Genomic DNA, 14,222 nt, shown 5'->3' on the forward strand with positions numbered 1-14,222 from the left:
ATGAGCTTCCCTTAGCAACGATTAGGACTGCTCTCCCCCGCTTCAGAGTACGGATAGGGTGCCGTTACGTAAGACATGACAAAATGTCGCAGCGCTGGACCTTGCCTTCTTGAGGGGAAAAGTGCCCGCTGCGAAGTTTCCGCAACGGGCCGACGGGCCTACATTTGGTGTGAGTGGTGGCGGGCCCGGTTGTTCTGTAATCCGCAGCGCCAGATTGTCCCGGCAGGCAGAGAGGCGGGGTCATCGCCAGCTCGTTTTTAAGCCTAAATGCGCAAAATATATGCGTATTTTCCAGATAAGTAAAACTGGTTGTAGGTGTTTCTTTCCGGATCGCTTGCATGTGACGATGTTGGACCCTGATTACGATGCTTCCAATGCGGCCAAACGATATCTTGTGTGGGATGGCAATGTGCTGAAATTTGCCGATTGGTGGAAATTTCCTGAGCGCTGTTTGTATGAAACAGCTGGAACTTCAAGCTTCCGTCTTTCGGAAACTTCAATTGGAAAGGCCAGCCGGATTCACATGTACAACGGCTGGTCTTGGGTTTGCGCCTTTTACCGGGCGTCGTACCACCAGACTTCGGGCATGTACTGCGGACCGTCGCCATAGATAGGCAGGGTTTCCGGGTGCTTAAGCTCTTTGACATGCGCGATGCGCCCGATGTCAAAGCTCCAGATCGGGATGACATAGCGGCCTGCCGTCAATACCCGGTCCAGCGCGCGGGTGGCCGCGGTAAAGTCCTCGCGGGTTTTTGAGGCCAGCATGGCATCGATCATGGCATCAACCGCGGGTGAAGATACGCCCATCAGGTTGCGAGTGCCGGGGGCATCGGCAGTTTCGCTGCCCCAGTAAAGGCGCTGTTCATTGCCGGGAGACAGGGAAAGCGCTCGGCGGAACGTCGTGACGTCAAAGTCCAGTTCAGACGTGCGCCCGACATATTGGGCATTGTCGACCTGTTCCGTCGTGACCCGGATGCCGAGACGTTCCAGCGCGCGGGAATAGATCTCGACCACGGTTGCCATCTCGCTGTCACCCTGTTGAAGCAGGAAAGTCATCTGAAAGGGATCGCCATTTGCATTGCGCAGCACGCCATCCTGAACGGTCCAGCCTGACTCGGCCAATAGTCCGGCGGCCTTGCGGAGGTTTGCCCGGTTCCGGGCCGATCCGTCGCCTTTCGGCAGTTCATACCCTTCCAGCGTGCCGGGCAACAGGATGTCAGCGTAAGGAAGCAACAGGTCTTTTACCTGCCCCTGGGCCGGGCCGGGCTGCATCGCAAGGTCGGACCCCGAGAAATAAGACGTGATCCTTGGTTGCGCACCACCGGTTACCGTATCGTTGATGAACTCGAAATTGAACGCGAGCATCAGCGCTTCGCGCACGCGCCAGTCGTCGAACGGAGCCTTTCGTGTGTTCATCACGAACCCGGTCATTCCCGAAGGTTTTCCATGCGGAATTTCGGTCTTGATGACATCGCCGCGCTGCACGGCGGGAAAGTTGTATTGCGTGTCCCATTTGTCGGCGTTGAATTCACGCACGGCTGACAGTTCTCCGGCCTTGAAAGCTTCGAACAAGACGCTGCCGTCGCCATAGAATTCGATCCGCAGCTCATCAAGGTTCATGGTGCCGCGGCGAAACGGGATGTCGTTCCCCCAATAGTTCGGATTGCGTCGCAGATTCACGAAGCGCCCCGCTTCGTAGCTTTCGATCACATAGGGGCCGGTTCCAATCGGTACATCATGCAGTTGCGCATCCGCGAATTCCTTGCCCTCCCATTGCGCCTTTTTCAGGATCGGGCGCATCCCGGCCAGCAGCGCAAGCTCTCGGTCGGGTTCATTGAACGTGATCCGCACCGAACGCGGGCCGGTTTGTTCGATACTGTCGATCTTGCCCCAAAGACCGCGATAGCGCAGATGCCCCTGCGTGCCCAACGTTTCGTAAGACCAGATAACATCATCGATCGTGACCGGACTGCCGTCGGAAAACCGCGCCTCCTCCCGCAGGGTGAATTCGACCCAGGACCGGTCTGGATCGGTCTCAACTGATTCGGCTAACAGCCCGTAAAGTGTGAAAGGTTCGTCCCATGACCGTCCCATCAGGCTTTCATGGGTCCAGAAAGGCAATTGCCATGGCGAGGTGCCTTTTTGCAAAAACGGGTTCAGGCTGTTAAAGCCGCCCGTGTTTCCGAACACGGCTTTGCCGCCTTTGGGTGCATCCGGGTTGGCGTATGGGAGTGACACAAAATCCGGTGGTAGGGCCGGGTCCCCATACATAGCTATGCCATGAGACGATTCTGCATGGGCGACAGAGATCACGAAAATGCTGGCGATTCCCGCCACAAGTGATCGAAACGGACGGAGAAAATCCGGGCTCATTTTGGAAACAATCCTGCTCTGGCCTTATTTTGTTGGTATTCACCGTAGTGATGATTTTTCTTATTATCAAACTTTTAGCTTGGACCAAGGCGCAGAATTGCTTATAAAGGTTGCACTGCTCGATAGGTTTCTTGCCTGTATGAAACCTGCCTCAATAACTTAACGCCCGCTTCGTGCGGGCGTTTTTTTGTGCGTCGCGAAGTCTCAGGCCAGGATTCCAATCGGATGTGTTTCCCCGTTTTCTTTGCAGGTGCAGCATGGCATGGTGCGCCTGATTAACGCTTGAGGGAGAATGGACATGAGCCTGTCCGGTAAAACGGCAATCATCACGGGATCAAATTCGGGCATCGGGCTGGGCGTAGCGCGCGAGCTGGCCAAGGCGGGAGCCGATGTGGTTCTGAATTCCTTTACGGATCGCGATGAAGATCACGCGCTTGCCGCAGAGATTGCGAAAGAGACCGGAACCAATGCGCGCTACATCAAGGCCGACATGTCCAAGGGCGAGGAATGCCGATCACTGATCGAACAGGCGGGGTCCTGTGATATTCTGGTGAACAATGCTGGTATTCAGCATGTCTCACCGATCGATAAGTTCCCGGTTGAAAAGTGGGACGCGATTATCGCAATCAACATGAACTCGGCCTTTCACACCACAGCGGCTGCGTTGCCGATGATGCGCAAGGCGGGTTGGGGGCGGGTGGTGAACATCGCCTCGGCCCACGGTCTGACGGCATCCCCTTACAAGGCGGCATATGTTACGGCCAAGCACGGCGTGGTGGGAATGACCAAGACCGTAGCGCTGGAAACCGCGCAGGAGCCGATCACCTGCAACGCCATCTGCCCGGGATATGTGCTGACGCCGCTGGTCGAGTCGCAGATCCCCGATACGATGAAAGAATACAACATGAGCCGTGAGGACGTTGTGAAGAACATTCTTTTGGAACGGCAACCGTCCAAGGAGTTCGCCACCGTCGAGCAACTGGGTGGAACGACTGTCTTTCTGTGCTCGGACGCGGCGGCTCAGATCACCGGAACCACGATTTCCGTCGATGGTGGCTGGACAGCGCTTTGAGGTTTCGTGGGGGCGCTGCCCCCACACCCCCGGAGTATTTTGAAAAAGATGAAGGGGTTGCGGTATGAAGCGGATCAATCTGGCTTTGCAGGGAGGTGGGGCGCATGGGGCGTTCACCTGGGGTGTGCTTGATCGTCTTTTGGACGAGGAAGACATCGAGGTCGCTGCCATCACAGGAACTTCCGCAGGGGCGCTGAACGGTGCGGCCTACAAATCTGGTATGGTTCATTCCGGGCGCGAAGGCGCGCGGGCGCGCCTGGATGGGTTGTGGACGCGCATGGGCGCTATTGGCGACATGCGTTTTGCCAACTGGTTTCGCGGCCTGGAACCGGCGGCCATCGCGCAGGCGGTGGAATATTCTGTGCCGTTTTCGATCGGGGATGCGTGGTCGCGGATGGTGTCGCCCTATGCGTACGGACCGTTCTACAGCAACCCCTTGAAGCCGGTGGTGGACAGGTTCAATTTTGACGAGATATGCGCGGAAGAAGGCCCGCGCCTGTTTGTGTGCGCCACTTGCGTACGCAGCGGCAAGATCCGCGTCTTTACCGGAGACGAGATCAGCACGGATGCTATTCTGGCCTCGGCCTGTTTGCCGACCCTGTTCAAGGCGGTTGAGATTTTTGACCCGAAGACAAACCGGACCGAAGCCTATTGGGACGGAGGGTATACCGGCAATCCGGCGCTCTATCCGCTGTTCAACGATGATTTGCCGGATGACGTGGTGATCGTGAACATCAATCCGCTGGAGCGCGACGAGGTTCCGATCACGCCGCAGCAAATCCAGAACCGGATCAACGAGATCAGCTTCAACTCATCCCTGTTTCGCGAGTTGCGGGCGATCAGCTTTGTCCAGCGGTTGTTGAAAGAAGGCAAGCTGACGGCCGGAGAGATGAGCCGCGTGCTGGTTCACATGATTGCAGATAACGAGTTGATGAACAGCCTGTCTGTTGCCACCAAAACCGTGCCCAATCCGGTCATTCTGAACAAGCTGAAACAGGCCGGACGCAACGCCGCAGATGGTTTTCTTGCCAACCATAAGGACGATTTGGGTCAGACCAGCACAATTGATCTGCCTGCGATGTTCAGCTGATCACTCGGGCGGCTGTGTCGGGTCTTTTCCATTCGGGTATACAAGCCCCGCCGAAATCACCAGTTTGGCGGCGTCTTCGATGCTCATGTCCAGCAGGATCACGTCTTCTGCGGGGAAGAACAGCAGAAACCCAGATGTCGGGTTGGGTGTTGTGGGTACGAACACGCTCAATAGCTCGCCTCCGGTTTCGGCGCGTTGGCTGACCTCACCCTTGGCGCTGGTCGAGACAAAGCCGATGGCCCAGATCCCGCGACGCGGGTACTGGATCAGGCAGGCTTTTTCAAAAGAACGCTCGGTCTGGGCAAACACCGTTTCCGAGATTTGCTTGATCCCGGAATAGACCGAGCGCACGACGGGCATCCGATCAACAACGCTTTCGGCGAAGTGGATCAGGGAACGGCCCAGAATGCCCTTGGCGATCCAGCCGACCAGAACGGTGAAGATCAGGAAGATCACCACACCCACACCGCGCAGGTTGATGCCCACGTATTGTTCGGGCTGGAACTGTTGGGGCACCAGCGGCAGGACCGCGCTGTCTATCCAGCCGACCACCGACCAGATCAGCCAGACCGTCAACCAGACAGGCGCAATGACCACGATGCCCGTCAAAAAGGACGCGCGCAGCCGTGAAAGCATGCCCGGGCGGCGGTGAGGCTCTTCGTCGAAGGGTGTATTCATTGCGGTTCCGAATGGTTTCCGGATTTAGGTAGTCAATCCACGGCCTTGGTACAATAGGTTAACGTCACCTCTGTTTGACGAGCGCTTGCGCGATCTTGGCCGCCAAACGCGCATTGTTTCGAACAAGGGCGATGTTGGCGACCAATGACCGGCCTTCGGTCTTTTCAAAGATACGTTGCAGCAGATAGGGGGTCACGGCTTTGCCGGTGATGCGATGGGCATCTGCATCTGACTGGGCTTCGGCGATGATGGGGGCCAATTCCTCGGCCGGGATTTGATCGGCGGCTGGAATCGGGTTCGCCACCAACTGCCCGCCGGGCAGACCCAGCGCGCGGCGGGTCGTGTGGGCTTTGGCGATGGCATCGGCACTGTCCATGCGCAGGGGCGCGTTTAAGGGCGACTTTGCCGACCAGAACGCAGGAAACTCGTCCTGGCCATGTGCGATCACAGGCACGCCCAGGGTTTCCAGAACCTCAAGCGTTTTGGCGAGGTCCAGGATGGCCTTCGCCCCGGCTGCGACGACGGTCACGGGCGTATGCCCAAGCTCGTGCAGATCGGCAGAGATGTCGAAGGTGGTCTCGGCCCCCTGATGCACTCCGCCGATACCGCCGGTGGCAAAAACCTCGATCCCGGCATAGTGCGCGGCGATCATCGTGGCGGCAACGGTGGTGGCCCCGGTGCCACCGGTCGAGATGCACGCCGCCATGTCCGCGCGCGAGATCTTGGCAACGCCTTGGGCCTGACCCAGCCATTGCAGCTGATCCTGCTCTAGCCCGACATGCAATTTGCCTTCGATCACGGCCATGGTTGCAGGAACCGCACCCGCATCGCGGACGTCCTGTTCGACCTGTACCGCGACTTCGATGTTCTGCGGATAGGGCATCCCATGGGTGATGATGGTGCTTTCCAGCGCGACGATGGGCAGGCCCGCGTCTTTGGCGGTGCGGACCTCGGCAGAATATTGGATGTCGATCACAGTGGGGTTTCTCCGGAAACGTAGGTTGCAGCGGCGTGCAGAGCGCGGGTCAGAGCCTCGTCACTGGATGCACCGCCGGATTCTGAGGCGATATGGGCCGCCATGAAGGTATCCCCGGCACCGGTCACGCGGGTGACCAGAACGGCAGGGGGTGTTTGCGTCAGGATTTCTGTCGAGCTTCCGATGGTTGCCGAATTGCCGCCGTCGGTGACCAGCACCCGCAGCGCGCCGCGATCCAGAAGGCCTTTGGCCGCGGATTCGGAATCGGTGAACTCGCGCTGACACAGGATACCGGCCTCTTCGAGGTTCACGTACAGCGTGGCGCGGGCGTGTTTCAGGAACGGCAGCAATCGTTCGGCCTTGCCCGGCGATGCCGGTGCCACGCGCAGATCCGCACGCGCAAAAGCAGGGCTTTGGGCAATTTCTTCAAGCAGGTCCAGTGTCAGATTGCCATCCAGGGCGATCGGGCCCTCAAATGGTGCGTTCTCATAGCCCAGAGGCCCGTGCATCAAGGGGTGCAGTATCTTGGCGCCTGCGGCCTCCAGCGAATGCGCGTCGGCAATCGCCGCGATCAACCCGTTCGCACCTTCGACAGCCATGTAGCGGTCAGTTGGCAAATCCTGCGACCGATAGATGTGATCCGTCACCATGCCGAGGCGCGAACAGGCATGGACAAGCTCGTCGCCTTCGGGATCTCGGCCAATGGCGGTCAGCAGGGTGGGTGTCATGCCGAAACGTACCAGTGTCATGGCAATGTTCATCGCAACGCCGCCGGGCAGGCGGGTGATCCGGCCCGGCACGTCCGAGCCCTGTCGCATGGCGCTGGCCGATCGGCCGATCACGTCCCAAAGGACCGAACCGATGCACAGGATATTGGTGTTCTGAGTCATAGGGGATGTCATGCCGCAGCGGTGTTGCCCGTGCAAGCCGGAACGTCATCGCAACAAGAGATTCCCGACCGGCCTGGGCCGATATCGCCTTTGGGCTTGCGATCCGTGGTCTTCGCGGGAACAATCAAAAACAATGATTGGTGGTTATATTTTCCTGTTGGAGCGTTTCGTATGAATGGCCCTGTCTTCCGTGCCATCCTCCGAGCCCTCAATACCTGCGCCCTGAGTTTTGTCGTTCTTCTGACTTTGCATCCGGGATCCGTAAAGGCCCAAACGGCCTCGCCGACGGTCATTGATTTTTGGGTCAAGGATGACACTCTGTTTCTTGAGGTGAAACTGAACGCCGAGGCCATGCTGGTCGGTGCCGATCCGACACAACCCGACGCTTATTCCGGCAACTCACAGTACCGATCTCTGCGGCGCATGGTGTCGTCGGAACTGGAACCGCAGATCAGAAATTTCGTTCAGGTCTGGAAGCAGAACCTCGTGGTCGAAGCGCCTGAACGCCTCGACCTGTCTTATGAAGGTGTGCGCATTCCCGTTGTGGGGGATGTGGAAAAAGTGCGTGTTTCCAAATTGTTGTTGACCGCTCATTTGTCGGATCAGGCATCGAACCTGCGCCTGACCTGGCCACTGCATGGCGGGGCGGCCGTGCTTCGCCAGCAAAAGGTTGTGGCCCCGTATACTGGCTTTCTGGCGGCCGGAGAAATCAGCCCGTTGATCCCGTTGCGGGGCGGGGCGTCGTTGACGACCGAGCAGACATTGCAGACGTATTTCGCACAGGGGATCAGCCGATTTGTTCAAAGCCCCCTCAAGCCAACCATCGTTGTTCTGACACTCGTGATGCTGACGCTGAGCCTGCGGCCTGTGATGTCTCAGGTGGCGTTTTGGGCAGCAGGGGTTTTTGTCGGGCTCGGGTTGGACATGTACGGCGTGCTGGACCTGCCGGAAAGCTTACAGGATCAGGCCTTGGTGGCTTCGATCATCATTCTGGCGCTATGGAATCTGGTGGCCCGGCACTTGCAGGTCTGGCGCCTGCTGGCCGTGCTTGCCGCAGGCTGCGTTTACGGATTGGCGCTGGCTTCGGATTTGACAAAGATCGGGGTGCCGCCCGATCATCTGGCCCCTGCTGTTTTGGGGTTTGGCGTCGGAAATATACTGCCTGTCGTCTTTGTGGCTGTTGTGGCCTTTGCCTGCGCGCTTTTGGTTGCAGGCGGGTCACACAGAAAACGAGGCCGGATATCGGTTCTGGCCTCGATGCTGATTGCCGGGATCGGTGTGTATTGGATGGCTGAACCCTGGTTGCTGGCTTAAGACATTGCCGCCCGCAGCCTGTTCAGCGCACCCAGCGGGTCGTCATCGCCCCAGATCTCGTCCCCGATGCCGAAGAAATCGGTGCAGGGGGCCAGATCACCGATCAGTTCGGGCGTCAGGCCGCCTTCGGCCACGACCGGGACTTCGATCATCTCGGACCACCATTGGAACAGATCCTTTTCGGCGCGGGTTCCATCGCCCAACGTGGCGGTGCCTACGGGGCCAAAGGCCACATAATCCGCGCCATTTTCACCCGCCGTCATGCCGTCATGGCTGGACGCGCCGCAGAAGCTTCCGACGATCGCGTCCGCGCCCAGCTCCTTGCGCGCGGCACGGACCGAACGTGCGCCGTCATCCAGGTGCACCCCGTCCAGCCCAAGACGTTGCGCCAGCAGCACGTGGTTCGAGATAACGATGGCCACGTCGCGGGCGTGTGCCACCTCGCGGCAGGCATCAGCGGCACGGGCGATGCTGTCTTCGTCGTTGCCAGCCAGCGCCAGACGAATGCAGGCGATCTCGGCCCCGTCCAGAACCGATGCCAGTTTGGCGGGGAACGTGCTCAGCTCGATGGTCGGAGGCGTGATCAGGTAAATCTGCGGCTGCTCGGGGGTGTCCATGGGCGCGTCCTTCGGCTTTTGGTCTTTGGCGCGGTTTAGCGGATTGCGGCGGGGAAGCAAACTTTTATGGCCGAGACCACGCAAATTCCAGCCCCAGCGCCTTGCCCTGCAAGAGCCTGCCGATTACAGCAGGCCAAGTTTTCATAAGGTGAACCATGCCCAGCGACAAATCCCAGCCTTCCTTCGTGCTTGTGCGCCCGCAGATGGGTGAGAATATCGGTGCCGCGGCCCGGGCGATGTGGAACTTTGGACTGGACCGGATGCGCATCGTGGCGCCCCGCGACGGCTGGCCAAACCCCAAGGCGGTGGCCATGTCCAGCGGTGCGGGCCGGTTGCTGGACGAAGCGCAGCTGTTTGACGATCTGGCCGGATCGCTGGCCGACAGCACCTTTGTCTTCGCCACCACTGCACGGCAGCGCGGGTTGACCAAACCCGTCTACAGCCCCGAGCGCGCCATGCAGATCGCCGCCGAAAAGGTCGCGGCGGGTGAAAAGGTTGCGGTTCTGTTCGGCCCCGAACGCGCAGGGTTGGAGAACGAAGACATCGCCACGGCAAACGCAATCATCTCGGTGCCCGTGAACCCGGAATACGCGTCGCTGAACCTGGGCCAATGCGTTTTGCTGACCGCTTACGAGTGGATGCGCCAGACCGGCGACGTGGTGCATGAATCCACCGATCTGGGCAAGGGCGACTGGGCCACGGGGATCGAAGTCGAAAAACTGGTCGAGCACTACGAGGACCGGCTGGAAGAGGCCGGGTTCTTCTACCCCCCCGAAAAGGCCGAGGGCATGAAGATCAACCTGCGCAACCTGTGGTCGCGGATGCGGATGACGCGGGCCGACGTGCAGATGCTGCACGGGATCATGCGGCAGATGGTCCGCTGGAAAGACAAAGGCTGAGGCTGGACCTATCTTCCACCACACCCTAGCTTGCGACGAAATCAGGACATGAGGACAGCATGAGCGGTAAGCGCAGCATCTTCGAAGAGGTCTCGGACACCGAAAAACAACAGACCGTTCAACCCGGTATGATCGACCGGGGGCGTGGCGGTGCGCGCAAGGCAATCCGTGCCTGGCTGATGATCCTGTTCGCTTTGGTCGTGGTGATGATCGCTGTCGGCGGTCTGACGCGGCTGACTGACAGCGGGCTGTCGATTACTGAATGGCACCCAATCACCGGAGCCGTTCCACCGTTGAGCGAGGCAGACTGGCAGGCCGAGTTCGACAAGTATAAGCAGATTGACCAGTGGCGCATTCAGAACCAGTGGATGCAGCTGAGCGACTTCAAAACCATCTATTGGTGGGAATGGGGGCATCGCCAACTGGGCCGCGTGATCGGGCTGGTCTGGGCCATCGGTTTCCTGGGCTTCCTCGTGGCCCGCAAGATACCCACGGGTTGGACCGGCAAGCTGCTGATCCCCGGCCTTCTGGGCGGTGTGCAGGGTGCTGTCGGCTGGTGGATGGTCGCATCGGGTGTGACGCAGGGCGAGGGGATGACCGCCGTCGCCAGCTATCGCCTGGCCACCCATCTGGGGCTGGCATTCGTAATTCTCGGATTCCTCGCCTGGTATATTTTCGAGCTTGGCCGGGAAGAACGTGACCTGATGCAGGCGCGTCGCATGAAGGAAGCGAAACTGTTCTCGTTGTCCACCGGCCTGATGCATTTCGCCTTTTTGCAAATACTCATTGGCGCGCTTGTCGCCGGGATCGACGCCGGACGGTCTTATACCGATTGGCCGCTGATCGGCGGGCAGCTGCTGCCGCCGGACGCCACCGCGTTGGAGCCGATGTGGCGCAACTTCTTCGAAAGCCCGGGGCTTGTGCAGTTTATTCACCGCTGCGCAGGTTACCTGTTGTTCATCTTTGCTATTGTCGTCTGGCGCCGCGGCAGCGCCAGCGCGCATCCTCAGACGCGCTTCGCCTTCAACGCGGCTTTTGCGGCCCTGTCGTTGCAAGTTGTCGTCGGCATTGTGACCGTCGTCTACGGAGCGCCCTGGCAGATCGCCATCTTCCACCAGTTTATGGCCGTCGTCGTCTGGACCCTTATCCTGCGCACGCGGTTCCTGACTGCATATCCAATCGCAACATCTGTGCGCGGAGTAAAATAACATGACCGCTTTCGACGAACTGATGGCTTTTCAGCGTGAAACCTCAGCACTGGGCCAGATCGCCGGACGATTGGGTTGGGATCAGGAAACCGTCATGCCGCGCGGGGCCGCGCCTCAACGCGCCGAGGAAATGGCGGCGATCGAGGCCGTCCTGCACGCGCGCCGATCGGATCCGCGCGTGGCAGAGTGGTTGGATCAGGCTGCGCCTCAGGATGAAGTCGGAAAGGCGCAGCTTCGGGAAATCCGGCGCGCCTATGATCGGGCGGTCAAGGTGCCTGCCGATCTGGCTACGGCGATTGCCCGAATTACGTCCGCCGCACAGGGAACATGGGCCCAGGCGCGCGCGGATGAAGATGTCTCGGCGTTCCTTCCGGTGCTGGAAGAGGTCGTATCGCTGAAGCGTCAGGAAGGTGAGGCGCTGGCACAGGGCGGAGACGTCTATGACGCCATGGTCGAGGATTATGAACCCTGTACGACCGGCGCTCAGATCGCGGCCATTTTCGATGAGATGCGCCCACGTCTTGTGGCCTTGCGCGCGGCCGTTCTGGAACGCCCTGAACCTGCCGCGCTGACCGGAAGCTTTGACGAGCTGACCCAGATGCGGCTTACGCAAAAACTGGCGGTCGCCTTCGGCTATGACCTCAACAACGGCCGTGTCGACAAGGCGGTTCACCCGTTCAGCTCGGGTTCGGGCCTGGATGTGCGTATCACAACGCGAACCAGCGAAACGGACCCGTTCAACTGCTTTTATTCCACCATTCACGAGGTCGGCCACGCGGCTTACGAACAGGGGATCGACCGCGGCTACCTGCTGACGCCGCTGGGGCGTGGCGTGTCCATGGGGGTGCATGAAAGCCAAAGCCGGATCTATGAAAACCAGCTTGGCCGTTCGCGTGCGTTTACGGGATGGTTGTTCGATCAGATGAAAGACGCATTCGGCGATTTCGGAATTGCCGATGAAGATGCTTTCTACGCTACCGTCAACCGGGTTCACAACGGCTATATCCGCACCGAAGCCGATGAAGTGCAATACAATCTGCACATCATGCTTCGGTTCGATCTAGAGCGCGCGCTGATGGCCGGGGACTTGCAGGTCAACGAACTTGAGGCGGCCTGGAATGACCGCTTCAAGGCTGACTTCGGTTATGCGGTCGACAAACCGTCGAACGGCTGCTTGCAGGATGTGCACTGGTCGGTTGGGCTGTTCGGGTACTTCCCGACCTATTCGCTGGGCAATGTCTATGCAGGATGTCTGTATCAGGCACTGCGCGGCGCAGTTCCTGAACTGGATGCGCAACTGGCAGAAGGTGACACAACAGGCGCAACCGCTTGGCTGCGCGAACACGTTCAGCAACATGGCGGGCTTTATGCCCCACGCGAGATTATCCAGAGGGCGAGTGGAGTAGAGCCGGGGCCCGAACCTTTGCTGGACTATCTGGAACAGAAGTTCAGCGGATTGTACGGGCTGTGACAGCATGAATCGGTAGCCGATTGGCAAGGCTTCTCGCCATATACGCTGCAACATTGGCTTTGGCTTGAATACTCAAACCAGCGTGTCGTGCAAAACGTTTTCACATCTGTACCAAGCAGAGGAATTCGGGCGCGCGGGTATTTCATGTATGGTTTCCGGGTGACAACCCAGTGTCTTGCGTCCGAAGGGCGAATGACTATGTCCAACCGTGATTTTTCTTCATGGATATCGCGGAACGCGCAACGGGTGCTTCAGAGTGTGTTTCCTGTCACACCGGTACTTGAACGCCGGTAGGCCAGCGTCGTTCCGACCACGCTGGAAATTGAGCACCAGAATGGCCGGGGCACAGGCTGGGTTTGGAGTGACTCTCACGATAGGCGCGATGTTTCTGAATTCATTGCCAAATACGCTTGAGGAGGTGTTGGCACGATTCCCCATTGATCTGGCACAGATCGTAACCACCGGCCATTCCCGCGGCGAACCGGAAAAGTGCGCATCAACAGATTTCGACATGTATTGCCGCCATGGCTACGACAACAGAGGTACTCCCTTCGCCACGCCCGGTTCTGATTGGTTTGATCCAGGTTCTATGGGCGCCGTGGAAGCCACACTAAGGCGCGGGACCTCTGCGGGTTTTCAATGGGACCAAGTTTTTTAGCATGGTGCTATGATCGGCGCATTCCGGGGGACTATGAGACCGGTTTGAACATTTCGGTTGTTGGCTACTAAATCAGGCATGGCGTTCCAAATGGCTGGAGCGTTGTGATGCGCGACTGGTTTGAAGCGGTGAATGCTTTGGACCAGAGTGCTGCGAGCACAAATCCGATCACGTGAAGATCGAGTGGAGACTGCGATATATGAAAGTCAGATTGTTTTTTGATTTCACACTGAACGCTGATTTTGGGTGGCGCGTCCTTTCATTCTGCCCAAACACTTGCCGAACAAACATGCACAGATTGACCTAAACCACTGGCACCAGTTCAATCCGGGTCGCGACGGCTGCAAAGAACAAAACGCTGCCGACCAACACAAATACGTGCCAGATCGTATTGTGGAACGGCAGCCAATCCAGCAGGTAGAAGGCGACACCGATCGTATACACGAGCCCACCGGAAATCATCAGTGTGACGATTGTGGGGGACAGATCTGCCAACATGGATCGCCCGGCCCAGACGGCTGCCCAACCCATCATAAGGTAAAGCGCAAGCCCGAACCAACGGAACCGGTTTGGGTCTAACATCTTGAGAACTGACCCAAGCGTTGCCGAGGACCACAACCCGAGCAACAGCCCAGGAGGCTGAGCACCGGACAACAGTAAAAACGGCGTATAGGTCCCTGCGATCTTGACGTAGATGCCGGAATGATCGAGGCGTTGCAGAAACCCGCGCCATTCCTCGCTTTCGATCATGTTGTACAACGCAGAAAACGTCAGCATGAGTATCAACGTCACCCCGTAAACCGACGCGCCCAGTACCGCAGATTGATCATACCGGTAATTGATGGTCATCGTGATCAGCAGGGGAACCGCAATCAACGCACTCGAGACACCGAGCACATGGACCACCCCGTCGCTGATACGTTCTGTGCGGCTGTAAGCTGGTCGGATATGTGCAAAAGACCACATATAAAAAAGC

Annotated in this window: 12 protein-coding genes; 6 read left to right on the forward strand and 6 right to left on the reverse strand. The window is 58.6% G+C overall.

From position 1 onward, the window contains the following. Positions 1-555: 555 nt before the first annotated feature. On the reverse strand, positions 556-2,373 hold the full coding sequence (locus GOW04_RS03380; protein ID WP_171231546.1) for an extracellular solute-binding protein: 1,818 nt from the start codon (positions 2,371-2,373) through the stop codon (positions 556-558). Between the two features lie 298 nt (positions 2,374-2,671). Between GOW04_RS03380 and GOW04_RS03385 the strand changes: the two genes are divergently transcribed. Next, positions 2,672-3,445, forward strand: a complete 774-nt coding sequence (locus GOW04_RS03385) for a 3-hydroxybutyrate dehydrogenase (RefSeq protein WP_171231547.1) — start codon at positions 2,672-2,674, stop codon at positions 3,443-3,445. A gap of 64 nt (positions 3,446-3,509) precedes the next feature. Further along, positions 3,510-4,535 carry a patatin-like phospholipase family protein gene (locus GOW04_RS03390; protein WP_171231548.1) on the forward strand — a complete coding sequence of 342 codons (1,026 nt, stop codon included), beginning with the start codon at positions 3,510-3,512 and terminating at the stop codon, positions 4,533-4,535. Here GOW04_RS03390 and GOW04_RS03395 read toward each other — a convergent pair whose 3' ends face one another. From GOW04_RS03395 to GOW04_RS03405, 3 genes are all read right to left on the reverse strand, one after another. Then, complete coding sequence (locus GOW04_RS03395; protein WP_152458130.1) at positions 4,536-5,213, reverse strand: DUF502 domain-containing protein; 678 nt, start codon at positions 5,211-5,213, stop codon at positions 4,536-4,538. It abuts the gene before it with no gap. Between the two features lie 64 nt (positions 5,214-5,277). Further along, positions 5,278-6,189: a pseudouridine-5'-phosphate glycosidase gene (locus GOW04_RS03400; protein WP_171115686.1), complete on the reverse strand. Its 912-nt coding sequence runs from the start codon at positions 6,187-6,189 to the stop codon at positions 5,278-5,280. Beyond that, positions 6,186-7,079: a PfkB family carbohydrate kinase gene (locus GOW04_RS03405; protein WP_152458128.1), complete on the reverse strand. Its 894-nt coding sequence runs from the start codon at positions 7,077-7,079 to the stop codon at positions 6,186-6,188. The genes GOW04_RS03400 and GOW04_RS03405 overlap by 4 nt, the downstream gene beginning before the upstream one ends. A 171-nt stretch (positions 7,080-7,250) precedes the next feature. On the opposite strand from GOW04_RS03405, the gene GOW04_RS03410 reads away from it, so the two are divergent. Then, positions 7,251-8,393: a HupE/UreJ family protein gene (locus tag GOW04_RS03410; protein ID WP_171231549.1), complete on the forward strand. Its 1,143-nt coding sequence runs from the start codon at positions 7,251-7,253 to the stop codon at positions 8,391-8,393. On the opposite strand, the gene GOW04_RS03415 is transcribed toward GOW04_RS03410, so the two are convergent. Beyond that, positions 8,390-9,010 carry a thiamine phosphate synthase gene (locus GOW04_RS03415; RefSeq protein WP_171231550.1) on the reverse strand — a complete coding sequence of 207 codons (621 nt, stop codon included), beginning with the start codon at positions 9,008-9,010 and terminating at the stop codon, positions 8,390-8,392. The genes GOW04_RS03410 and GOW04_RS03415 overlap by 4 nt on opposite strands. 155 nt (positions 9,011-9,165) lie before the next feature. On the opposite strand from GOW04_RS03415, the gene GOW04_RS03420 reads away from it, so the two are divergent. From GOW04_RS03420 to GOW04_RS03430, 3 genes are read left to right on the forward strand one after another with little or no spacing between them, the layout of a single operon-like run. After that, positions 9,166-9,909: an RNA methyltransferase gene (locus GOW04_RS03420; protein WP_171231551.1), complete on the forward strand. Its 744-nt coding sequence runs from the start codon at positions 9,166-9,168 to the stop codon at positions 9,907-9,909. A 59-nt stretch (positions 9,910-9,968) separates the two neighbouring features. After that, a complete protein-coding gene (gene ctaA, locus GOW04_RS03425) occupies positions 9,969-11,117 on the forward strand; it encodes a heme A synthase (RefSeq protein ID WP_171231552.1) in 1,149 nt (382 codons plus the stop codon). A 1-nt stretch (position 11,118) separates the two neighbouring features. Then, positions 11,119-12,588, forward strand: coding sequence for a carboxypeptidase M32 (locus GOW04_RS03430; protein ID WP_171231553.1), 1,470 nt, complete (start codon positions 11,119-11,121; stop codon positions 12,586-12,588). Between the two features lie 961 nt (positions 12,589-13,549). Here the strand turns inward: GOW04_RS03430 and GOW04_RS03435 are convergent. Next, positions 13,550-14,212 (reverse strand): hemolysin III family protein, encoded by a 663-nt coding sequence (locus tag GOW04_RS03435; RefSeq protein WP_171231554.1) that lies wholly within the window; start codon positions 14,210-14,212, stop codon positions 13,550-13,552. Positions 14,213-14,222: the final 10 nt, after the last annotated feature.

It is taken from the genome of Ruegeria sp. HKCCA4812, from assembly GCF_013034245.1.
Lineage (GTDB): Bacteria > Pseudomonadota > Alphaproteobacteria > Rhodobacterales > Rhodobacteraceae > Ruegeria.

What these genes read in the sequence shown, in the direction of transcription:
- GOW04_RS03410 (WP_171231549.1), top strand. Translation starts at nt 7,251, where the DNA reads ATGAATGGCCCTGTCTTCCGTGCCATCCTCCGAGCCCTCAATACCTGC.
- GOW04_RS03420 (WP_171231551.1), top strand. Translation starts at nt 9,166, where the DNA reads ATGCCCAGCGACAAATCCCAGCCTTCCTTCGTGCTTGTGCGCCCGCAG.
- GOW04_RS03380 (WP_171231546.1), bottom strand. Translation starts at nt 2,373, where the DNA reads ATGAGCCCGGATTTTCTCCGTCCGTTTCGATCACTTGTGGCGGGAATC.
- ctaA (WP_171231552.1), top strand. Translation starts at nt 9,969, where the DNA reads ATGAGCGGTAAGCGCAGCATCTTCGAAGAGGTCTCGGACACCGAAAAA.
- GOW04_RS03430 (WP_171231553.1), top strand. Translation starts at nt 11,119, where the DNA reads ATGACCGCTTTCGACGAACTGATGGCTTTTCAGCGTGAAACCTCAGCA.
- GOW04_RS03415 (WP_171231550.1), bottom strand. Translation starts at nt 9,010, where the DNA reads ATGGACACCCCCGAGCAGCCGCAGATTTACCTGATCACGCCTCCGACC.
- GOW04_RS03435 (WP_171231554.1), bottom strand. Translation starts at nt 14,212, where the DNA reads ATGTGGTCTTTTGCACATATCCGACCAGCTTACAGCCGCACAGAACGT.
- GOW04_RS03390 (WP_171231548.1), top strand. Translation starts at nt 3,510, where the DNA reads ATGAAGCGGATCAATCTGGCTTTGCAGGGAGGTGGGGCGCATGGGGCG.
- GOW04_RS03385 (WP_171231547.1), top strand. Translation starts at nt 2,672, where the DNA reads ATGAGCCTGTCCGGTAAAACGGCAATCATCACGGGATCAAATTCGGGC.
- GOW04_RS03405 (WP_152458128.1), bottom strand. Translation starts at nt 7,079, where the DNA reads ATGACTCAGAACACCAATATCCTGTGCATCGGTTCGGTCCTTTGGGAC.
- GOW04_RS03395 (WP_152458130.1), bottom strand. Translation starts at nt 5,213, where the DNA reads ATGAATACACCCTTCGACGAAGAGCCTCACCGCCGCCCGGGCATGCTT.